Here is a 21,317-nt window from a genome sequence, read left to right on the forward strand (position 1 = left end):
GCTCGTCAGGCCTCGAGGGCCCAGCGCACGTGGCGGCTCGTCGGCGTGAACCCGGCCTTCGCGAAGATCCCGGGCGCCCCGGAAAGGCTCGCCGAGTCCACGCTCAGGATGGCCCGGTCGTACCCCTGCTCGGCAACGGCTCGCAACGCGTGCGCGATCAACGCACTGGCGACACCTCGCCGCCGGTGCTCCGGCAGCGTGCCGATGATCATGAAGTGCGCGTCGCGGACACCGGTCGCCTCGGTGTCGGCCTCCCAGTTCATCGTCACCAGTGCCCCCGCCGGAGCGCCGTCCGCGTTCCTGAGCAGGAAGCTCGCCGCGGGCCGGAACGTCTGGTTGGTGACCTTGTTCTGCCAGTGGTCCACGGGCATCGGCGCCGCGCCCCAGTAGTCCTGGAACGACTCGTTCCTGACGAACCTGAAGTCCTCGTCGTTCTGTTCGGACCACGGCTCGATGCCCGTGCCGCCGGGAATCGGCATGTCGCCGAGCGGGTGCACCATGCGCTGGAAGTACCGGATCGGTGCAAAGCCTTGGGGGCGCAGGAGTTCAGGGATGCCGGCGATGTGCTCGGCCTTGTGGACGTCGATGACGAGCCTGCTTGCCGGGTGGTGCAACGCGTGCACCACCTTCGCGGCCTCCACGCCGGCCCGCACGAGTGCGGTGCCGATGCCCCGGCGGCGGTGACCGGGGTGGACCCCGCCGTCCAGGAAGACCCGGTGGACCTCCTCCGCGGACGGCTTGAAGCGGACCTTCATGAAGCCGGCCATCTCGTCGCCGTCGAAGACGCCGAGGCTCGCGCGCTCCAGGTCCGCTTACGGGTCGACCAACTCCTGGAGGGTGTCCTCCTCGGTGTAGTTCTCGCCGATCTTGTCGACGGTCTCGATCGCGTTGAGGAGGTCGGCCGACGCCCTGGCGTCCTCGCAGGTGAGCGGGCGCCAGGTCAGAGGTCCTTTGTGCACCCGGCCGACGGTATTGCCCGCGGGTGCGGCCTGTCGTCCGGATTTCTGGGCCGTCAGCCCGACGCCTGCTCCTCCTGCTGCCCGGTCGTGGCGTTCTTGCGCTCCGGACGGCGGGTCAGCACCAGCGGGCCGTCCTCGGTGATGGCGACGGAGTGCTCGGAGTGGGCGGTGCGGGAGCCGTCGGCGGAGCGCAGCGTCCAGCCGTCGTCGTCGAACACGATCTCGTCGGTCGTCGCGGCCAGCCACGGCTCGATCGCGATGGTGAGACCGGGCTTGAGCTTCATGCCGTGGTTGCGCCTGCCGTTGTTCGGCACGTGCGGCCCCTCGTGCATGGTGCGGCCGAGGCCGTGGCCGCCGAACTCCAGGTTGCACGAGTAGCCGAACTCTGCGGCGACCTCGCCGATCGACGCGGAGATGTCGCCGAGACGGTTGCCCGGTTGCGCCGCCTCGATCGCGGCCTCCAGGGCGACCTCGGTGGCGCGGATCAGGTGCACGTCCTCGTCGCGCGGCGTGCCCACGATGATCGACAGCGCGGAGTCGGCCACCCAGCCGTCGATGCTGACGGCGATGTCCATGGTCAGCAGGTCGCTGTCCTGCAACACGTAGCTCTTCGGCAGGCCGTGCAGCACGGCGTCGTTGACCGAGAGGCAGATGACGTTGCGGAACGGGCCGCGGCCGAACGAGGGCGAGTAGTCCCAGTAGCAGGACTCCGCGCCGCGCGCCTCGAGCATGCCGCGGGCGTGCAGTTCCAGGTCGAGCAGGTTGACGCCGACCGCGGCGACGGAGGAGAGCTCGTCGAGCACCTCCCCGATGAAGCGGCCGGTGACGTGCATCTTCTCGATCTCGGCGGGGGTCTTGAGCTCGATCAACGTTTTCCTCCAGTGGGCGGTCCGGTATAACTATACCGTTCCCTGGAAGTCACGCGTTGAGGAACCTCGCGATCGGCCACGCACCCTCCGGCGTGTTCCCGATGACCGTGCGGGTCGTGCCCGTTTCGGGCTCGTGCACGGTCTTGAACGACACGCCCGCGTCCCAGCCGACCAGCTCGACCGCCGTGGTCGTCAGGTTCAGCCGGATGCCGAGGCCGTACCGCAACTCCTCCTCCGGCACCACGCTGCGCGGCCGCACCATCTCGGCAACCCAGTCCGGTGACACGATCCGTCCGGCGAAGAACGCCTGCCACAACGCGCGGACGTCCGCGGCGGTGGTGTAGATCCCGCCGTCCCCGCCACCGCGGATCGGCAGGTGGAACACGTTGGTCCGCCACTCGCCGTCGATCTTCAGGTACCCGACCGCCATGCGTTCCCCGAGCGAGTCCGACCTCAGGAACTCGGTGTCCGCGAGACCCGCCGGCTTGCAGACCCGCTCCAGCACGAGGTCGTGGAACGGCACCCCGCTCACCCGTTCCGCGATCAGGGCCAGCACGACGAACCCGCCGTTGCAGTACTCGAACCGCGTGCCGGGCGCGAACTTCTGCGGGAACCCGCCGAGCACCGCCAGGTACTGCTCGATGTCGCGCAGGTGCTGCACCGGGACGGGCAGCACGTAGTCGGAGATGTCCTTGATGACCTCTTCGTCGAAGTAGTCGCCGATCCCGGACCGGTGCGACAACAGCTGCTCGACGGTGACGGCGTCGTCGATCAGCGGGAGGTCGTCGCCGAGCACCTCGCGCACGTTCGTCGACAGGCTCAGCAGACCCTGCTCGATCAGGCTCACCACGGTCAGCGCGGTGAAACCCTTGCAACCGCTGGCGATTCCGAAGCGGGTGTCCATCGTGTTCGGGACGCCGAACCCACGATGGGCCATCCCGTACGCCTTCTCGAACACCTGCCCGTCGCGGTCGACCCTGACCACGCCGGAGAAGTCGGTGGTGCGGGCGATCTCGTCCAGCTTCTCTTCCATCTGGCCACGGTGGCACGGCCAGGCGCGTTCGGCCTCGTCAATTTCCGAATGCCATGATCGATCGCATGACCAGTGGCTACGACAGCATCGCCGAGGCCTACAGCGCCGAGAACGAGACCAGCCTCAGCAACGCCTACTACGAGCGCCCCGCGATGCTGGAGCTCGCCGGTGACGTGGCCGGACGGCGAATTCTCGACGCGGGCTGCGGCTCGGGCCCGTTGTCCCTCGCGCTGCGGGACCGGGGCGCCGTCGTCTCCGGCTTCGACCAGAGCACCGGCATGCTGGAGCAGGCCCGCCGGCGCCTCGGCCCCGACGTGGATCTTCGCGTGGCCGACCTCGCCGACCCGCTGCCGTACCCCGACCACGCGTTCGACGACGTCGTGGCCTCCCTCGTCCTGCATTACCTGAAGGACTGGGAACCCGCGCTCACCGAACTGCACCGCGTGCTCAGGCCCGGCGGCCGCCTCCTGGCCTCCGTCAACCACCCCACCGCCGAGTACTGCATGGAGCGCATGGCCGGCCGCAGGCCCGACTACTTCTCCATCTACAGCACGACCGAGGAGTGGACCTTGGGTGGGCAGACCGCCCAGCTGACCTTCTGGCAGCGGCCGCTGCACGCGATGGCCGACGCCTTCACCTCGGCCGGGTTCCGGATCTCCGTCATCAGCGAGCCCCCGCCGGCGGAGGCTGCCAGGGAGGCGTTTCCCGAGGACTTCTTCCTGCTGTCGACGGCGCCGTCCTTCCTGTTCTTCGTGCTGCAGGCCGAGTAACGCCGAAAGTCCAAAATGGCGTGAGCGGCCCGATACGATGACGGCAATGCCGGGGTCGTAGCGCAGAGGCAGTCGCACCGGACTCCACATCCAGCACACGCCGGTTCGAATCCGGCCGCCCCGGCAGGCTTGGTCCCGTAGCGCAGAGGCAGGCGCATCACCTTGTCAGGGTGGAACACGCCGGTTCGAATCCGGCCGGGACCGCGCGATGAACGACAGCACGATCACCGAAGCCGAGCTCGCGACGTTCCACGAGACCGTCGCGCGGTTGCGCGCGCTTCCGGCCGACGACCCGGTGCGGCTCAAGGCCGAGCGGGTCGCCGAGTCGTTCGCCCGTGAGGGCAGGCGCAGCCGCAAGACGGTGCGCACCGCCGAACAGGCCCGGGCCGACGCCGCCGTCGACGCTGCGACCGCGACAGGCGCGTTGGATCGCCGCGAGGACGCTCCGCTGCCGCCTGTCCAGGAAGCGGCCGCCCGCCCGTTGTCCCGGGCACGGTGTTGCTACGTGTGCAAGGAGTCCTACGACCTCGCCGACGCGTTCTACCACCGGCTCTGCCCATCGTGCGCGCGGGAGAACACCGAACGCCGCGGCGCGAGCACCGACCTGGCGGGGCGCCGCGCGTTGCTCACCGGTGGGCGGGTGAAGATCGGTTTCCAGCTGGCGCTGATGCTGTTGCGGGATGGGGCCGAGTTGCTCGTCACGACCCGTTTCCCGTGCGACGCCCAGCGCCGCTTCGAGGAGGCGCCCGGCAGTGCGGAGTGGCTGGACCGGCTGACGATCGTCGGCATCGACCTGCGTGATCCACGTCAGGTGCTCGGCCTCACCGAGTCGCTGCGCGAGGACGGCCGGCCGTTGGACATCCTCGTCAACAACGCGGCCCAGACCGTGCGCCGCCCGCCCGAGTCCTACGCGGCGCTGATCGCCGGCGAGACCGGTCGGTCGAACGCGTTGCTGGCACCGGGTTTCAGCCCCATGCTCGCGCTCGGGCAGAGTCACGGCGCACTGGCGCTCGCCGAGATCGACGAGGCCGGGCTGCTGCCGGACACCGCGCCGGTCAACTCGTGGTCGGCGCGCGTCGGTGAGCTCGACGCGGCGGAGGTGTTGGAGACGCAGCTGGTCAACGCGCTCGCGCCGACCTTGCTGTGCGACCGGCTGCTGCCGTTGTTGCTGGCCTCACCGCACCCGCGCCGCTACGTGGTGAACGTGACCGCCGTCGAGGGCCGGTTCGCCGTGCGGAACAAGACCTCCGGCCATCCGCACACGAACATGGCCAAGGCGGCGCTCAACATGCTGACCCGCACCAGCGGGCCCGAGCTCGCCGAGCAGGGCGTCTACATGTGCTCGGTCGACACCGGCTGGATCACCGACGAGAACCCGGCACCGAAGAAGGCGCGGATCGCCGGGGCCGGCTTCCGCACGCCGCTGGACGTCGTGGACGGTGCGGCACGGGTGTACGACCCGATCGTGCGGGGCGAAGCGGGCGCGCCGATCGCCGGGGTGTTCCTCAAGGACTACCGGGAGGCGGCGTGGTGAGCGGGCTCGAACCGTTGCTGGCCTGGCTGCGCACGGGCACGACCGCGGGGGAACGGCTGGACTTCCCGACCGGCACCGCACTTCCCGACGGCAGGCTCGACCTGTGCAAGCAGGCGCTCGGGCCGGACGGCGCGGCACAGGTGGCGCAGGCGTTGCGCCCCGGCGTGGTCAAGCACCTGCTCCTCGGCACAGACGGTCTCGGCGACGGCGCGGCCGAGGTCGCGGGGGAGGCGGTCGAGCGCGAGGTCGAGACGCTCTACCTGGGCTGCAACGGAATCACCGCGGGCGGCGTCTGCCGCATCGCGGACAACCTGCGGATGTCACCGCAGGCGAGCAAGGTGACCGGCATCTGGCTCAAGCGCAACCCGGTCGGTGACGGCGAGGCGGCGGCCGGACTCATCGAGTCGGCACGGTCGTTGCGCACGCTCGACCTCGTCCAGACCGGCCTCGACGCCACCGGGGTGGAGGCGGTGGTGTCCGCCGTCCTCACGGCGACCACCGCGGGCCGGCGCATCGAACGGCTTTACCTCGGCGGCAACCCGCTCGGCCCGGCGGGCGCGACCCACCTGGCCGCGCTGCTGGCCGCCGACGCGGTGAGCGAGCTGTACGTGTCCGCGGCCCAGCTGGGCGACGAGGGCGCGAACACCATCGCCGACGCGCTCGTCACCGGCAGGCTGCGCCGGATCTCGGTGGCCAGCAACGGAATCGGCCCGCAGGCGGCGGCCAGGCTGGTGACCGCGGCCGCTCGCGCCGGTGCCGAGGTGTGCGATCTCGGGCGGGTGAAGGCGGCCGGGGTCCTCGGCGCCGAGGAGAACCGGCTGGACGAGGCATCCGCGACGGCCATCGCCCAGGTGCTCGCGGAACGGCCACATCGGTTGCGGCACCTCGTGCTGAGCAACACCGGGCTGGGCAGCAGGGCCGCCCACCGGCTGCTGGACGGCGCACAGCGAGCGGCCACCCCCACCCGTTTCGTGCTGGGCAAGGGAGTCGCCGGCAGCATCAGGCGGCGGCTCGACGCACTGAGCGCCGCGATCCCCGCACAGCCGCCGGTGCACGCCGACGTGACAGCGATCCAGAGCGTGCACCGCCAGCCGCCTCCAGAGGTGCGTTAGCGCGGCATCTTCGCGAACACCTCGACCCAGAACCGCTGCCGTTCCTCGGTCACGCCGACAAGATAGGTGGCCCGCAGTTTGGGCGGCAGCAACGCGACGAGCCGCGTGACCACCTTGCGGTGCCTGCGCAACTGGGACAATTCCGCGTTCGCCAGCACCTGGTGCACAACGTCGCCGTCGTTGCCGCCCTCGGCCGACCCAGACTCGGCCCGCAGCCGCTCCTCCCACAGGCTCACCTGCCTGGACAGCTCACCGAGCCCGGTCACCTGCCGGTTGGCCAGCCTGTCGATCAACGCGGTCAACGGCACGGGCGCGTACTCGCCGTCGCCGAGGTAGATCGTGGCCAGCTCCAGCGACAGGCCGCGCTCGTGCAGCTTCACGAGCCGTTCGATGGTGCGCTTGGTGATCCACTCCCTGCCCTCGTCGTCGATGTCGTGCTTCCACCACTCCAGCACGGTCTCCGCCACGCCGCCGTACTTGCGGATCAGCCACTCGTTCGCCGGGATGTCGGCCGGCTCGACCACGAGCGACGCGGTGAAGCGGGTCGCCTGCGCGATGTTGTTGCGTGCCACCAGGAGCTTGCGGCCGAGGTGGTAGGGCGGGTTCTGGATCGCGACCTGAGCCCGCAGGTTCTCGATCGGCTGGCCGGCGAGCGACCACTCCTGGGTGATCTCCATCAGCCGGGCGAACGCGGCCTTGTCCTTGGGGCGGTTGTACTCGTCCCACATGATGGCCTTCGGCTCCCGGCCGGTGAACGGCCGCGCCATCAGGTTCTCCAGCGTGCCGTCCGATGTCGGCAACGGCGCGCAGAGGTCCTCGACGTTGGTCACCGGCAACGAGAAGTACAGCGGGTCGCGACCGAGCTCAGCCCGGATCGTCTCGCGCACCAGCTCGGTCTTGCCGCAACCGGGCGGTCCCTGCAGCAGCACGCTCCAGCGGTTGCGCAGCGCGGCTTTCAGGACCTGGCGCACCGGATCCGGGACGGTGGCGGGATTGCGCACGCCGAGCGCGGTGGCCAGCCGGTCGAGGATCTCGGTGGTGCGGTCCACGTCCTTCTTGCCGCGCGTCTCCTCCAGCCGCAGCCGCTCGCCGTTGACCAGCGGAAGTGCCCAGCGCAACGGGAAACCCTCGCGGGCGTTGGCCAGGACGTGCTCCATCGTGCGGGGCGACAACGACTCCCGCAGCTGCGGGCCGAGCGAGTTCCACACGCCGAAGAACTCGCGCAGGTCCCACTCGCGGTACCGCGCCGCGAGTTTGGTGCGCCACGCGGTGTCGTTCGCGGTCATCCGCACGGTGACCATGCGGTCGAGGATCGCGAGATCGCTGCGGCGCGCCGAGGTCTCGGCGAGCGACTCGTTGTCGGTCAGGAACACGCCGACGCACCCGAGCTCGCGCAGGTCGAACTCGCCCAGCGTCCAGTTGCACGCGATCTGCATGAGCTGCGACTGGATCGTCTCGCCCGCCTGCAACGAGTCGTCGATCAAGAGCACGAACTTCTTGCCCGGCCGCAGCTGGCTCATCACCAGCTGCCGCAGCACGAGCTCGCCGTCCTCCCGCACGGGTGCGTTGATCAGCAGGTCGTCCGGCGTGAGGTTGGCCGCCGGCACGAACACCAGCTCGGTGTCCGGATGCGCCTCGGCGATGTGGGAGAAGAAGGTCGCGGTCTTGCCGATGCCGTGCGAGCCGAAGATCTGCCCGGTCTGGCCGATGTCGATCATCGCGTCGATGAACGCGGCCAGGTTCGACCTCGTGGTGGTCTTGGTCATCGGCTTGGTCATCGGCTTCTTCCGGTGATGGGCCGCACTCGGTGGCAGGCCATGGGTGGTGTGTGCGCGTCGGGCCAGTCGTCGCCGCCCTCGGTGATCAGCCAGATCCACTTGTCCGGCTCGGCCGGCGTCACGTGCGGGGCGAGGCCGTCGGTGAGCATGACGACGGCGTCCGGGCGTTCCTCGAAGTGCAGACCCTCCACTGTGGACCTTCCTTCGACGTAGTCGACGACGGCCTGGAAGCTGGTCCCGCCACCGCCGAGCACGGGCTCGCCGGGCCGGAACGGCATCACCACGCCGTCGAACGCCAGCCAGTGCGCCTGCACGCCGTCGATCCCGCCGACCAGGTGGGTCATCCACTCCACCACGCTCGCCGACATCGACCCGGACGTGTCGTAGGCGATGACCAGCACCTTGTCCCGCACCGGCCCTCGCCGCGACAGCAACGGGTCGTGGCCGAGCGCGGCCAGCACGGCGCCGCGCTTCTTCGGGTACACCAGCCGCTCGCCCTCGCGCAGCTTCGACCCGAGCACGTCGACCAGCCACCGCTGCCACCAGTCGACCTTGCCGGTCCGCGCCGTCGTGCCCCGCAGCGCACCTGCGCCGAGGTTTCCCCAGATCCGGCTCGCCACGTCCTCGGTACGCCCCATCAGGTCGAGCAGCTCCGACTCGGCGTTGCCGTTGCCGCGGCGTGCCGCCAGCAGTGAGTTCAGCAACGTCGACGACGCGACCGCGTCGACCGCCTCCTGATCGAGCGGGAGCCGATGCGTCACGTGAACGCACAGCGGTGCGGGCACCGGCGGGTTCTTCATCCGCTTGAGCTCGGTGTAGACGGTCATGTCGGTGTCGACGAAGTCGTTGTACACCAACGGAGCCAACCCCTGCGAGGTGAGATCCTCCCGGTACGCCGCATGGATCCCCGCCGGGTCGATGCCGACCGGTTTCCCCGCCAGCACCGGAAGCCCCCGCCCCAGCCGCGCCATCGCGACGTGGTTGATCACCACCTCGGCCGCGGTCGTGAACACGGGATCGTCCCGCAGTTCCTCGTCGACGAACAGGTGCCGGTGCACCAGGTGCCGTGCCTCGTGGAACAGCACGAACTTGACGCCGTCCAATCCGACGCCGACGAAGAAGTCCGGGTTGAACAGCAGCAGGCACGTGCCATCGCCGGACGCGACGACCGCCGCGGTGTCGATCGCCGTAGTGGCGATCTGGTGCCGGCACTTGGAGAACAGCCACGAGCCGACCACGGACTCGCTGAGTCCGAAGTCGAGCAGCGCGGCCTCCTTGAGCCGCTCCGCCTCGGCGATGACCGAGGGCGCGGCAGGACGCCACTGCGCCAACGCGCGCCGGTCGGTCAGGTCGATGACCGGCAACCGCTTCTGGTAACCCATTTTCCCACCAGTAAGATCCGTGCCGACGGGTCGTAGCGCAGCGGCAGACGCGCCACCGTGCAATGGTGGAGCACGCTGGTTCGAATCCAGCCGCCCGTCACCTCATGCAGAGGCGATGGCGCCGCTGGTGCTCACCAGCTCCGGCACCGTGCCGGAGAAAGTCGGCAGCAGCTGCGCCAGCACCGCCCACGCATCCGGGTTCGCGCCGATTTCGGTGCGCACCAACGGAGTCAGCAGCGCGGCTGCCTCGGCGACGCGATGCGGGAACAGCGGGGCACCGAACTGGAACAGCCCCAGCACGTTCTGCGGCCGCCGACCTCGCTCGACGTACTCCCGCAGCTCGACGATGCCCGCCGTCCGCAGCCGATGGGTGAACTTGGGATGCGAACCGAACTGCGCCCGCACCTCCGGCGGACAGTCGATCCGCACGGTCAGCGCCCACCGCACGTAGCCGGGCAACGGCTCCGCCCGATCCGCCTCGGCGACATCGGACCAGTCGCGCCTGCTGACGGCCTCCACCGCCATCCGCGCGGACCCCATCGTCCGCGCCTCGCGCAGCCCGCCGATGACGCCGCGCTCGCTGATCTGGATCTTCGGTTCCTCGTGCGAACAGAACCGCACGCTGCAACGAGTGGGCACCGGCAGCGATCCGGCCGCGGCTCCGAACGGCACGCCGCGCAGGATGTCGCGCTTGACCGCGTCGGCAACGCCGACGTGGTGGAACACCAGCTGGTTCGTCGCCGGGTCGTCCCGCTCGAGCATCCACAGCAGTGCCGACCGAGGCGCGTCGAGCCGCGCGAGCTCCCGCGCCGCTCGGTCGGCGGGGTACTGCTCCGGCCGGCCGATCCCCAGCCGCCGCCGCACCGCGGCCGCGTCCTGCGGGTCGATCAGCGAGAGCAGGAAGTGCACCCCCGGTAAGTCGTTCCCCCTGTTCACGGCAGGAGTATCGCAGAGGGCACGGCGCGACCGCGCTGGATTTCCGCAGCCTTCCACGGTGTGGATTCAGGGCCGGCTCATGACCTGGCCCGCGGGGCACATCGGTGCACCGCGGGCCACTTGGGTCACCTAGTGGATGTGTTCGACGTAGCCGACCTGCGTTTCGCTCATGTCAGGACGCTTTGCGATCAACAGGCCGAGGTTCCTGGCGGGGTCGCGGAAGGTGAGGCACTCCTTGAACTCGTGCCGGCTCATCTTGTGGCCGTAGGCGGTCTTCGGAGTCCCGGCCAGGTTGTCGAACCTGCCGATGCACTGGAACGAGTTGGGGTCGTTGAACGGCACCTTGTAGACCCGGGACGTACCTGAGGAGATCCGGCCGGTGCACTGGGTCGTCACGTCCGTCTGCACGCAGACGGTGGTGATGCGTCCGGCGAAGTTGCTGAGCCGGAAGTCCCAGCTCTGCTGGGCTGAGGCGGTGCCGGTGGGCAGTAGAACTCCTGCGGTGACCATTCCGAGAGCGCCGACGGCAACGAGGGCTCGCTTGGCCTTTTGTGCGATCATGATCATTTCTTGACCTCCTGAACAGATGCGGCTTGAGCTTTTAGGAGAGAAGCATTCGGCCGCGCACGTCCTCGGTTCCGTTCGGACGCTTTGCGATCACGTAGGCGTAGTGGTCGTCATTGCCGATGAAGTTGAGGCACTCCTTGAACTCGTGTCGGCTCATCGTGCGGCCGTAAACGGTCTTCTGGCTGCCCCAGTCGTCGAACCTGCCGATGCACTGGAAGCTGTTGGGGTCGTTGAACGGCACCTTGTAAACCCGCGACGTTCCCGAGGGGACCCGGCCGGTGCACTGGGTCGTCACGTCCGTCTTCACGCAAACGGTGGAGATGACGCCGGAGAAGCTGCTGAGCCGGAAGTCCCAGCTCTGCTGGGCCGAGGCGGTGCCGGTGGGCAGCAGAACTCCTGCGGTGACCATTCCGAGTGCTCCGGTGGCAACGATGGCCCGCTTCGCTTTTTGTGCGATCCTGAACATTTCTCGACCTCCTGAACGACCTTGCGGGTTTCTTCGCTTCGAACAAAACCGTATGGCCCGTTGCGGGAAGTCGAGTGAATGCGAGAGCATTCCCTCGCCAGCTGCTCGTGAGGGAAAACCCTCCGGAGCCTGTCCAGGTCCTTTGTGGCATCGATTTGGGGACCTTCGGACGTCTCGTCCCGGGTAGTTTGGGTGCGTTGAACCACTCGCGGTGAAAGGGACTTGAGTGCGCGTTCTGGAATACATCGGTCCGGGTCAGCTGCAGTGGCGGGACACTCCGGACGTCGAGCTGGTCGAGCCGTCCGACGCGGTGGTGCGTCCGGTCACGGCCACCACGTGTGACCTGGATCGGGCGATCATCGCCGGGCGCACGCCGATCCGCGGGACCATCGCGATCGGGCACGAGTGCGTGGCGGAGGTCGTCGCGCTGGGCTCGGAGACGCCGGGGCTCGCGGTCGGTGACATCGTTGTGGTGCCCTGGCACATCTCTTGTGGCACCTGCAAGACGTGTGTGGCCGGCGCGCCCACCAGGTGTCAGGCCGTCGCGCGGAATGCCATGTTCGGGCTGCCGACGGGCGGACAGTGGGGCGGGCTGTTCTCGGAGCTGGTGCGGGTGCCGTGGGCGAGCGCCAACCTGGTCCGGGTGCCGGAGGGTGTCAGCCCGGAGGCCGTGGCGTCGGCGTCGGACAACCTCACCGACGCCTACCGCAGTGTCCTCTTGGGACAGTCGTGCTCGCCGGGGGCACCGCTGCTGATCCTCGGGGGTACAAGCATCGGCTTGTACGCCTGCGCTTTCGCTCGCGCCATGGGGAGCGAGCGGGTCGTCTACGTCGACGCGAACGAGCGACGGCGCGGGATCGCTGCCGCGTACGGCGCCGATTCCGCGTCGTCTGTCGCCGAGCTCGATCGTGCGGAGTTCCCGCTCACCTTCGACGCCGCCGCTGATCCTGCCGGGCTGAGGGCCGCGCTGACGGCGACCGAGCCTGGCGGTCACTGCCACAGCGCGGGGATCTACTTCGCGGATGTGTCGCTGCCGACCAACGCGATGTACATGAACTCCGTGACGCTGACTACCGGGCGCCCGGACATCACCCCGCACCTGCCCGCGGTGCTGCAGCTCGTGGCGGACGGCAAGGTGGATCCCACGCCGGTGTTCAGCGACCGGATCACGTTCGACTCCCTGCCGGAGTCCTTGCCGTTGCTGCCGGAGAAGCCGCTCGTCGTGCACTGAGCGCCGTTGCGACGCGGGTCGACCGTTGGGGCCGACCCGCGTCGACCTGGGCCAGGGCCGCCGTGCCGATCAACTCCCGGCTCGTGCGAAAGAAGAGCGACGTCGTCAACACGATCAGGGCGGCCAGTCCCGCCGTCGCGGCGAGGCGAATTGTTGGTGAGCCGCAGTGGCCTCCGCAGGTAGCGCCGCGCGACCACCCTGTGGAGCCGCGGTCGGTGCAGGTCAGCGGTGAGGGCGGCAGGTGTCGTCACGTGGCCGATGTCTCGCGGGTCCCCGCAGATGACCATGGTTCCCGTCGATAGAGGTTGTGCATCGGGACGGGGTGAAAGTGTCGTGGAGACCCTTCAGGTGGGGATGTTCTCGGCGGATCCGCTGACGGCGCGCGGGCTCAGCAGTGCGTTGGGCACTTTTCCCGAGGTCGAGATCATCGAGGGTCTGCACCAGTCACGGGTGGACGTGCGGGTGGTGGCGGCCGATGCGCTGACGCCCGACGTCCTGGCTGTGCTGCGGCGCGCCGCGGCCAACGGGCAGGTTCCGGTGGTGCTGGTGGTGGGCCCGCTGGTGGAGTCGGAACTGCTGGCCGCGATCGAGTGCCGGGTGGTGGCGGTGCTGCCCAGGGCGATGGCCACCCCCGATCGCCTCATGCACAGCGTGCGGGCGGCGGCGACCGGCGGCGGGGTGCTGCCGCCGGCGATGCTGGGGGAGCTGTTGCAGCACGTCGAGCGTCTGCAGCGGGAACTGTTGAGCCCCAAGGGGATGAACGCGACCGGGTTGAGCACGCGCGAGGTGGAGGTGCTGCGGCTGATGGCTGACGGCCTGGACACCGTGGAGATCGCCGGAAAGCTCTGCTACTCGGCGCGGACGGTCAAGGGCGTGGTCTCCGGTCTGACCCAGCGGCTCAACCTGCGGAACCGGCCGCACGCGGTGGCGTACGCCCTGCGCGCAGGAATGATCTGATCTGCCCGCGTTCCGAGTCACGCCACCAGCTTCACGCCGATACCGCGGACCGTGTGCAGATAGGTCGGGTTCGCCGCCGTCTCACCGAGCTTGCGCCGCAGCCACGACAGATGGACGTTGAGGGTCTGGCTGCCCGCCCCGTCCGACGCGCCCCAGACGTCGTTGATCAGGTCGTCCCTGCTCACCACCTGGTTCGCCCGCTCGGCGAGGTAGGCGAGGAGATCGAACTCCCGGCGCGTGAGCTTGAGCGGTGCGCCGTGCAGCGATGCCGCTCGCGCTGGCTGGTCGATGTGGAGCGCGCCGGCGGTGACGCGGCGTTTTTCCCGGGTTGCCGTGCGCCGCAACAACGTTCGCACGCGCGCGACCAGGTACGCCCTGGAGATCGGCTTCAGCAGGTAGTCGTCAGCGCCGGCCTGGAACAGCCGGACGATCGCCTTCTCGTCGTCGCGTGCGGGCACGACGATCACCGGCACCGAGCTGATCTCGCGGATCATGCGCAACGCGGCGGTGCCGTCGACGTCGGGCAGCTCGAGATCGAGCAACACCAGATCGGCCGCGGTTTCTCGCAGCGCTTCGGCCCCAGTGGCCACCGCGGTCACCGCGAACCCGGCTGCGGTCAGCGTGCGGTGCAACGACGCGCGAATAGCGGGGTCATTCTCAACAATCAGGACGGAGTACATCCGGCCTCATGTGGCGGTGTGTCTGCGCGAACTCTCATAGCACCAGATGATGCCTGACGCCGGGGCTCAGGGAATGAAGAAGGAATGGTCGGCAGACCTAGGTGCAGCTGATTTCGACCGAATGGGCGACGATCAGATCGTGTGCTCGCCGATTCGCTGCGCGAGCTCCCGCCGTCCATTGATGCCGAGTTTGCGGTACACGCTCGAGAGGTGGAACTCCACCGTGCGGCGCGTCACCGCGAGTTCGTCGGCGATCTCGGCGTTGGTGCGGCCCTGCGTCACCAGACGGGCGATCCTGCTTTCCTGAGGGGTGAGCGCGGGGCTGTCGGCTGCCGGGCGTGGCACCGGTAGCTCCGCGAGCAGCGTGGCGCCGCACTGCCGGGCGAGTTCGCGTGCCTGGGCCAGTTCCTTGGCCGCTTCTTCCTCGCGGCCGAGGTCGCGGAGTGTGGCGCTGAGGCAGTGGCGGGTCTCCGCCTCGGAGAGCTTGGCCCCGCACTCGCGGAACAGCGCGGCCGAGTCGGCGAGCAGCTCGGCGCGGTGGGGGCCGTCGGTGGTCAACGCGAGTGCGTGCGCGGCGAACGCTTTGGCGCGCGGGCTGCCCCACGCCTGCGCGGCCACGCGCTCGGCTTCGGCCAGCGCGACGGCGTCGTCGTCCCGGCCGAGGCGCAGCAGGAGGTACACGGCCTCGAGTCGCCACGGCATGAACTCGTTGTTCAGCTCGGCCCAGGCGATGACCACGCGTCCGCAGTCGAGCTGATCGCTCAGCGCCCGCTCGATGTCGCCGGTCGCCGCCGACACCATGGACCGGCCGCGCAGCAGGCACATGGAGATCCCGGTGTGGCCGATGTCGCTGAGCAGGTCGTGTTCGGCGAGAACGTCGCGGGCCCGCTCGACCTCGCCGGTGCGCACGAGCGCCTCGGCGAGATTGGCGGCGGCCGTGGCGATGATCGCGTGGTTGAGCTGAAGACCGAACGCCTTGCAGCCGGCGAGCACCCGCTCCAGTGCCGCGATCGCGCCCCGCAGGTCGCCCTGACGGCGGAAGAGGTAGCCGCGGAGCAGGTCGCAGCCGGCCCGCTGGATCTCGGCGCCGGACGTGGGCAGGGTGGCGTCGAGCTTGCGGCACGCCTCCAGCGCGATCTCGTCCGCACCGGCGATGAGCAGTGCCGACAACGCCATCCAGCAGGCGTCCCACTCCTGACGTCCGTTCGCGATGTCGAGCACCGACGTGGCGAGTTCGACGGCGTTGCCGCCACCACGCTCGTGCAGCGCGGCCAGACACGCACGGGTCGCCATGAGGGCGCGGTCGACTGTGTCATCGGTGGGCTCCGCCGCGACGAGCCACCTCTCGAGCTTCTTCAGCAGCGTCGGCCCCTCCGGCCGATAAACGCTGAAGGACGCCCGAGTCACCTGGAGCCGGAGGGCCTGGCAGGGGCTGTGCCGGTAGAGGTGGTCGGCCGCCTCCTCGAAGAGGCGCGAGATGTCGGGCGTGTTGGGCAACCAGGTCGCGAGACGCCGCAGCACACTCGTCAGCTGCACGACAGGCACCTGGGCGTCACGCAGACGCAGTTCGTGCAGCAGGCACGTGACGGCCGCGCGGGGGTCGTGTTCGGCGAGCACCATGGCCAGCTGGCGGGAGATCTTCATCCGCTGCGGTGGCGGGATGTGCTCGTTGAGGGCGTGGCGGAGGTAGTCCGCGGCCCTTTGCCAGTTCCCGCTGTCCATCGCCTGCATGGCCGCCGTGGACAACGCCTCGGGTGCCCAGTCCAGCCCGATCGCCCCGATGTGGATCAGCTGGCCGGCGAGGCGTTCCGCGGCACCGGGGATACCGCGGAGCTGCTCGGCGGCGCGCAACCGCATCGGGATCGCCAGCGGCACCGACAACTCGCTCAGCACCTGCTCGGCCGTGCGCTCCTCGCGGAACGACAACGGCATGGTGTTGGCCACCAGCCCGGCGCTCGTCAGCAGGCTGACCGCGGCCAGGGTGTCGTCCAGGCTCAGATCGGCGACGTGCGCGATCCGGGACAGCTGGGCATCCGGCCCGAGCACGGCGATCGAGGCCAGCACGGCACCGGCGTGCGGACCGAGCCCCTCGAAACCGGGCAGCATCGGGGGACCGTCCTCGTCCTGCGCCGACGGCTCGGCCGCCACCGCGCGCAGCGCCCTGACGTTGAGTCCTGACCACTGGGGCCCGGAAGTGCTGGCCACGTCGTAACTCCTGCCCGCGGCTCGATTCGGTCTCTGCACGACCGTAGCCGAGCAGCCCCCCTGCGCATCCACCCCCCAATGGGATGGTGCGGTGATGAGCATCGTGGGTGGCCCGGTTCCCCGCATCCGCAGGATTGCTCAGCGCGGCGTTTGACATGTCAAATCGAGTCGATCACGCTCGGGCGCATGACTTCCGGTGAGACCAGCCTCCGGGCCGATGAGCTGCGGGTGTGGCGTGGGTTTCTGCGCTGGAGCGAACGCGTGACCGTGGCCGTGGCCCAGAGCCTGGGCACCACCGGGCTATCCCAGCCCGACTACGAGGTGCTGAAGAGGCTAGAGGAGGCCGGCGGCACGCTGTCCCGCCAGGAGCTGGAACAGGGCCTGGCCTGGTCGCCCTCACGGCTGTCCCACCAGCTGCGCCGGATGGAGGAACGCGGTCTCGTCGGCCGTGCCGACGCCGGTTACGGCAGGCTGGTCCTGGTCGGTATCAGCGAGCGGGGCCGGGCGCAGGTGGTCGTCGCCGACGAGGCGCACGCGGCCGCGGTGCGTGCGCACCTGCTCGACTCCCTGCCCGGCGACATGCGGGCTTTCCTGCTGAACGAGCGTGATCAGACGAACTGCTGAGCGGCGAAGAAATGCGCGACGCCCTTCGCCATCGTCGGGATGTGCTCGCGCATCAACTGCTGGAATAGCGGTGCCGTCGAATTGCGGTGGTCCGCGTGGAATTCGCCGGCCAGTGAGAACCAGGTGACGGGAATCGCGCCCGCCTGCACCATCCGCTGCACGGCGACCTGGTGCGTCTCCTGGGTGAGGCTGGCCGTCGCGTCCACCACCAGGTACACCTCGTAGTCCGCGCGCAACGCGCCGAGCACGGTCTGCAGCACGCACCCCTCGGTCGAAACACCGGAGATCGCCAGCTTCCTGCGCCCGGTGGCACGCACGGCGGCGGCGAAGTTCTCGTCCTCGAAGCTGTTGAGGCTGCCGGGTCGTTCGATCACCGGGTGATCGCCGATGATCTCGAGCAGCTCCTGGTGCAACGGACCGGAAGGCTTGTCGGGCAGCCCGTTGGTCACCACCAGGCCGCTTTGGAAACCGACCGCGGTCTTGGCCAGCCCGAGGACGTTGTTCAGGTGCGTCGACAGGTCGTGTGAACGCAGGACGTTGGCGAAACCCACCGCGTGATCGACCAATACGACGGTCGTGTTGGCCGGAGTGAGCGGTTCGACGTTCATCAGAACTCCCTTTTCTCAGGTTGCCCACTCGAACTTACGCATTCATGACTTGACACGTCAACACGCGCACTCGTGATGGCCACCACGCCAGGCTCCCACGCCAGGACACCGTTCTCGGGCGGGCCCGCACCGCTTCCGGTGAGTCCTAGCCGGCGGCGACGATCGTGTGCGAGTCGTTGATCGTTTCGAAGCGCACGGCCTTGCCGTCCTCGATGTGCCAGACGTGAGCGAACCGCGCCACGACCGACTTCCGCGTCACGCGGTGCGTTCCGCGGTAGTGGCCGAGGGCCAGAACCGTGTGCTGCGCGCCGTAGATCTGCGCGGGGACGACCTGGAAGTCGTCCCACACGTCGGCGTACCCGGCGAACAGGCCGGCCACGGCCTCCGGTCCGATGTAGACACCGCCCTGCGGGAGCCCGGCCGCGACGGTCCACTCGACGTTGTTCGCGAGCCTGCCGAGGAAAGCCGCGAAGTCACCGCCGGCCAACGCCTCGTAGATGTCCCGCACGACCTCCTGTGCCTGCGTCGTCCCGCTCTCGTCGATCGTCCTCGACTCCACTTTGTCCTCCTGTTGGTCGTCAGGCTTCAGCTCGGCGACCCACGGCCCCCGGCAAGCGCGCCAATGCTCGCCGCGGGGGTCGGAGGAGACATCGTCCGACTGACGATGTTGTTCTTCACGCCCCGTTGAGCAGCAACAACGGGGTTCTGTGGTGGGACGACCTGTGGCTCCGCAGGGCCGGTGAGCGCTAGGGCTTCGCGGCGCGGCTCTCGAACACGATCCTGGCGATGTCGACCCGGCCGCTGGCGCCGAGCTTGCCGAGGATGTGCGAGATGTAGGTCTGCACGGTCCGCCGTGACAGGAACAGACTCGCGGCGATGGCGGGGGTCGACCGGCCCTCGGCGACGAGCTCGGCGATGCGGACCTCGGTCGGGGTGAGCGAACCCCAGCCGCTGACGTCCCGCTGCTCGCGTGGACCGCGCACGCCCCGGCGGACGCCGAGCTCGCGGAGGCGGCGATCGGCGCGCAGGACGTCCCACTCCGCGCCGAAGTCCGCGTACCGGGTGACCGCCTCGTGCAGGGCGTCCTTCGCCTCGGCCTGCTCACCGCGACTCGCGCACACGGCGGCCAGATCCTCGAGCGCGCCGGCCAGTTCGACCGGCGGGCCGGCGGTCCGGTAGTGCTCCACCGCGTCTCGCAACGGTGCCGGGTCCTGCTGGGCCAGCCCCTCGCAGCGCCACAGGGCCGCGGTCGCACGGGCAGGCCCGGAATCCGACGCGGTCTCGGCTTCGGCCTCGGCCTGGGCTTGCGTCAACGCCGCCTGCACGACCTCCTGATCACCGACGTCGAGCGCCAGCCGGACCAGATCAGGCAACCACTGATGGGTGAGGGTCATCTCCCCGGGCAGGCGGTTCAGCGCGGTGTCCGCGAGCACGGTCATGGCGCGCTGGGCGTCACCTTCCTGTTCGAACAGGACGCTCGACGCCGCCATCAGGAAGTCCTGGTTCTCGCGCTCACCGATGGTGCTGATCGGCACCACGGATCCCGCCCCGATGCGAGCGGCGGCGAGGTCGCGTTCATCCCGGCGGGCCGCGATCAGCGCACCGACGCCGTGCAGCAGCTGGGTCGGGCCGGGTTCGCGCAGGCCGGCGTAGCTGCAGCTCGCCTGCCAGAAGTGATCGCTGTCGAACTCGGCCAGCGCGTCGTCCCAACTCCCCAGCCAGTACAGCAGCACCGCGGCGGTCACTCCGCGACGCAGGCCGGCCGGTCGCAGTCCGCCGCCGTCCCGTTCCTCGCGCAACGCGGCGGCCGCGTCGTCCCACCGGGCGAGGTTCTGCAGCGTGAAGATCCGCGCGTCCTGGGCCAGCGCCAGCAGATCCGAGTGTTCGGGGCCGGCGCTCAGCACCTCCAGGGAACGATCCACGAAGGCCAGTGCCGCCTGGTGGTCGCGACGGACCGAGTGGGTCGTCCACAGCACGGTCAGCGCGTACGCGATCGCGAAGGTGTCTCGCACGCTCTCCGCCAGGTGCAGCGCCTGCTTCCCGGTCGCCTCGGCGGTCTCCAGGTCGCCCTCGCCGGCCCGCTGGTACATCGCCAGCGGCACCAGAAGCCGCGCCCGCCAGACGAACGACAGGTCGGTGCGCGACAGCGCCCGCCGGGCCGCCTCGACCGCCTCGGTGTTGCGCCCCAGGCTGAACAGCGACCGCACCAGCACGAAGTACATCTCCGCGCGGCGCGTGCTCAGCGTGACGACCGCCAGCCCCTGCCTTGCTCTGGCCACCGCCTCGTCGTACCGCCCGACCCCGAGCAACACCCACGCGAGCGTCGCGATCAGGACCTCGGCCTCGCCGCCCGCCTGGCTGTGATCGGCCTCCCTGCTCAGCAGTTCCGCCACGATCTCCGGCGCGTGTGCCGCCAGCGCGGTCGCGTTCTCCGCCAGCCACCGCCGCGTCCACATGCCACCGGGCTCGTCCGAGGCCAGCAGCTGCTCGGCGACGCGCAGCGCGCCACTGCCCGACTCCGCCAGTGCCTGGGCGGCCTCGCGATGCCGCGCGGCGCGCAGGGCCAGCGGCATCTCCTCGTACAACGCCTGCCGGATCAGGGGATGACGGAACGCCAGCTGGCCACCGGAGTCGACGACGATGTCGGCCGCGAACGCCTCCTGCAGGCCCAGCACCACGTCCGCCGCCGGTTGTGCGGTCAGCACGACGAGCTCGGCGACGACGAACCGGCTGCCCAGCAAGGCAGCGGCGCGCAACACCTCCACCGCTCCTGCCGGGACAACGCGCAACCGTCCCCACAACGCCTCCGCGAAGGAGGTCGGCAGCTGACCGCCGTCGCGCAGCGTTCCGTCCCTGCGGGCCGCATCGGCGAGTTCCCGCAGGTAGAGGGGATTGCCCGCGGCGAGGCTGCGCAGCGCACCCCGCACGTCCTCGGACAGCTCCGCAGCGAGTGCGTCCAGCAACTGTGCCGCCTCGGCCTCGGCCAGCGGCTCCAGCACGAGGAGCGGGTGGCCGCGCCGTTCGAACACGGCTCGGAGATCGTCGGTCTCCCGCCGCTGCGGCGCCGGTCGCGCGGTCGTGATCAGCAGCAGCGGCAGCTGGTCGACCGCGGCGACCAGCCGGTGCCACAGCAGGAACGACGTCTCGTCGAGGTGCTGCAGATCGTCGACGGCGAGGACCACCGGCCCGGCGGTGCACAGCTCGTCCACCAGCCCGGCCAGCAGCTCGATGTCCGTTCCCGGCACGTCCGCCGTCTCCAGCAGGCCGAACCGCCGCTCGGACAGGAGCCGGGCGATCTCGTGCCGCCGCGGGTCGGGGGAGCGGGGCCACACCTGCAGCAGATCCAGCATCACGTGCAACGGCGAGCGTTGGGAGATCGAGTCCGCGGCGCCGACGAGCACCTCGCACCCGGCCGCCTTCGCCTCGTCCACCGCCTTGCGGACCAACGCCGACTTGCCGATTCCCGGCTCGCCCTCGACCCACACCGCGGACCCGACCCCGAGGCTGAGCCGTTCGACGGCCTGCCGCAGCACCGCGAGCTCCGGCTCGCGACCGACCCACGCGTCCGGTGCGGCTCCGAGATCCATACCCAGCAACTTACGTCGT

20 protein-coding genes and 3 tRNA genes are annotated in these 21,317 nt (G+C 69.8%); 9 read left to right on the forward strand and 14 right to left on the reverse strand.

The window, feature by feature from the left end:
- Positions 1-5: 5 nt before the first annotated feature.
- Genes ACIA8G_RS30375 through ACIA8G_RS30390 form a run of 4 tightly spaced genes read right to left on the reverse strand, consistent with a single transcriptional unit; the run spans position 6 to position 2,861 of the window.
- Complete coding sequence (locus tag ACIA8G_RS30375; protein WP_396422358.1) at positions 6-806, reverse strand: GNAT family N-acetyltransferase; 801 nt, start codon at positions 804-806, stop codon at positions 6-8.
- 6 nt (positions 807-812) lie between these two features.
- Complete coding sequence (locus ACIA8G_RS30380; RefSeq protein ID WP_396422108.1) at positions 813-959, reverse strand: hypothetical protein; 147 nt, start codon at positions 957-959, stop codon at positions 813-815.
- Between the two features lie 53 nt (positions 960-1,012).
- Positions 1,013-1,828 (reverse strand): type I methionyl aminopeptidase, encoded by an 816-nt coding sequence (gene map / locus ACIA8G_RS30385; RefSeq protein ID WP_396422109.1) that lies wholly within the window; start codon positions 1,826-1,828, stop codon positions 1,013-1,015.
- Positions 1,829-1,877: 49 nt separating this feature from the next.
- Entirely contained in the window at positions 1,878-2,861 is a 984-nt protein-coding gene (locus ACIA8G_RS30390) for a serine hydrolase domain-containing protein (RefSeq protein ID WP_396422110.1), read from the reverse strand.
- Positions 2,862-2,926: 65 nt separating this feature from the next.
- Here ACIA8G_RS30390 and ACIA8G_RS30395 point away from each other — a divergent pair, with 65 nt between their 5' ends.
- From ACIA8G_RS30395 to ACIA8G_RS30415, 5 genes are all read left to right on the forward strand, one after another.
- Entirely contained in the window at positions 2,927-3,631 is a 705-nt protein-coding gene (locus tag ACIA8G_RS30395) for a class I SAM-dependent methyltransferase (RefSeq protein ID WP_396422111.1), read from the forward strand.
- Positions 3,632-3,681: 50 nt separating this feature from the next.
- Positions 3,682-3,755: transfer RNA gene (locus ACIA8G_RS30400), tRNA-Trp, on the forward strand.
- Positions 3,756-3,762: 7 nt separating this feature from the next.
- A tRNA-Asp gene (locus ACIA8G_RS30405) sits at positions 3,763-3,835 on the forward strand.
- Between the two features lie 4 nt (positions 3,836-3,839).
- Positions 3,840-5,165 carry an SDR family NAD(P)-dependent oxidoreductase gene (locus ACIA8G_RS30410; RefSeq protein ID WP_396422112.1) on the forward strand — a complete coding sequence of 442 codons (1,326 nt, stop codon included), beginning with the start codon at positions 3,840-3,842 and terminating at the stop codon, positions 5,163-5,165.
- The gene (locus tag ACIA8G_RS30415; RefSeq protein ID WP_396422113.1) at positions 5,162-6,277 is read left to right on the forward strand and encodes a ribonuclease inhibitor; all 1,116 of its coding nucleotides are present in this window, start codon (positions 5,162-5,164) and stop codon (positions 6,275-6,277) included. Before ACIA8G_RS30410 ends, ACIA8G_RS30415 begins: the two co-directional genes overlap by 4 nt.
- Here the strand turns inward: ACIA8G_RS30415 and ACIA8G_RS30420 are convergent.
- Positions 6,274-8,055, reverse strand: a complete 1,782-nt coding sequence (locus tag ACIA8G_RS30420; RefSeq protein ID WP_396422114.1) for an AAA family ATPase — start codon at positions 8,053-8,055, stop codon at positions 6,274-6,276. The two genes, ACIA8G_RS30415 and ACIA8G_RS30420, sit on opposite strands and share 4 nt — an antisense overlap.
- The gene (locus ACIA8G_RS30425) at positions 8,052-9,437 is read right to left on the reverse strand and encodes a hypothetical protein (protein WP_396422115.1); all 1,386 of its coding nucleotides are present in this window, start codon (positions 9,435-9,437) and stop codon (positions 8,052-8,054) included. The genes ACIA8G_RS30420 and ACIA8G_RS30425 overlap by 4 nt, the downstream gene beginning before the upstream one ends.
- Positions 9,438-9,461: 24 nt before the next feature.
- On the opposite strand from ACIA8G_RS30425, the gene ACIA8G_RS30430 reads away from it, so the two are divergent.
- A tRNA-Cys gene (locus ACIA8G_RS30430) sits at positions 9,462-9,537 on the forward strand.
- Positions 9,538-9,539: 2 nt separating this feature from the next.
- Here the strand turns inward: ACIA8G_RS30430 and ACIA8G_RS30435 are convergent.
- The 3 genes from ACIA8G_RS30435 to ACIA8G_RS30445 all read right to left on the reverse strand — a co-directional run bounded on the left by ACIA8G_RS30435 (position 9,540) and on the right by ACIA8G_RS30445 (position 11,406).
- Positions 9,540-10,373 carry a hypothetical protein gene (locus tag ACIA8G_RS30435; RefSeq protein WP_396422116.1) on the reverse strand — a complete coding sequence of 278 codons (834 nt, stop codon included), beginning with the start codon at positions 10,371-10,373 and terminating at the stop codon, positions 9,540-9,542.
- Between the two features lie 129 nt (positions 10,374-10,502).
- Positions 10,503-10,934 (reverse strand): hypothetical protein, encoded by a 432-nt coding sequence (locus ACIA8G_RS30440; RefSeq protein ID WP_396422117.1) that lies wholly within the window; start codon positions 10,932-10,934, stop codon positions 10,503-10,505.
- Between the two features lie 40 nt (positions 10,935-10,974).
- A complete protein-coding gene (locus ACIA8G_RS30445; RefSeq protein WP_396422118.1) occupies positions 10,975-11,406 on the reverse strand; it encodes a hypothetical protein in 432 nt (143 codons plus the stop codon).
- A 226-nt stretch (positions 11,407-11,632) separates the two neighbouring features.
- Here ACIA8G_RS30445 and ACIA8G_RS30450 point away from each other — a divergent pair, with 226 nt between their 5' ends.
- The gene (locus ACIA8G_RS30450; protein WP_396422119.1) at positions 11,633-12,637 is read left to right on the forward strand and encodes a zinc-binding dehydrogenase; all 1,005 of its coding nucleotides are present in this window, start codon (positions 11,633-11,635) and stop codon (positions 12,635-12,637) included.
- Between the two features lie 354 nt (positions 12,638-12,991).
- Positions 12,992-13,594: a response regulator transcription factor gene (locus tag ACIA8G_RS30455; RefSeq protein WP_396422359.1), complete on the forward strand. Its 603-nt coding sequence runs from the start codon at positions 12,992-12,994 to the stop codon at positions 13,592-13,594.
- Between the two features lie 17 nt (positions 13,595-13,611).
- Here the strand turns inward: ACIA8G_RS30455 and ACIA8G_RS30460 are convergent, their stop codons facing one another.
- Complete coding sequence (locus tag ACIA8G_RS30460) at positions 13,612-14,274, reverse strand: response regulator transcription factor (protein WP_396422120.1); 663 nt, start codon at positions 14,272-14,274, stop codon at positions 13,612-13,614.
- Positions 14,275-14,406: 132 nt separating this feature from the next.
- Positions 14,407-16,479, reverse strand: coding sequence for a response regulator transcription factor (locus ACIA8G_RS30465; RefSeq protein ID WP_396422121.1), 2,073 nt, complete (start codon positions 16,477-16,479; stop codon positions 14,407-14,409).
- A gap of 186 nt (positions 16,480-16,665) precedes the next feature.
- On the opposite strand from ACIA8G_RS30465, the gene ACIA8G_RS30470 reads away from it, so the two are divergent.
- Positions 16,666-17,103 (forward strand): MarR family winged helix-turn-helix transcriptional regulator, encoded by a 438-nt coding sequence (locus tag ACIA8G_RS30470; protein WP_396422122.1) that lies wholly within the window; start codon positions 16,666-16,668, stop codon positions 17,101-17,103.
- Here ACIA8G_RS30470 and ACIA8G_RS30475 read toward each other — a convergent pair.
- From ACIA8G_RS30475 to ACIA8G_RS30485, 3 genes are all read right to left on the reverse strand, one after another.
- Entirely contained in the window at positions 17,088-17,711 is a 624-nt protein-coding gene (locus ACIA8G_RS30475; protein ID WP_396422123.1) for an isochorismatase family protein, read from the reverse strand. The genes ACIA8G_RS30470 and ACIA8G_RS30475 overlap by 16 nt on opposite strands.
- Positions 17,712-17,856: 145 nt before the next feature.
- Entirely contained in the window at positions 17,857-18,270 is a 414-nt protein-coding gene (locus tag ACIA8G_RS30480; RefSeq protein ID WP_396422124.1) for a nuclear transport factor 2 family protein, read from the reverse strand.
- Positions 18,271-18,457: 187 nt separating this feature from the next.
- Complete coding sequence (locus ACIA8G_RS30485; RefSeq protein WP_396422125.1) at positions 18,458-21,298, reverse strand: helix-turn-helix transcriptional regulator; 2,841 nt, start codon at positions 21,296-21,298, stop codon at positions 18,458-18,460.
- Between the last annotated feature and the right edge of the window lie 19 nt (positions 21,299-21,317).

It is taken from the genome of Lentzea sp. NPDC051213 (assembly GCF_044455585.1).
GTDB lineage: Bacteria > Actinomycetota > Actinomycetes > Mycobacteriales > Pseudonocardiaceae > Lentzea.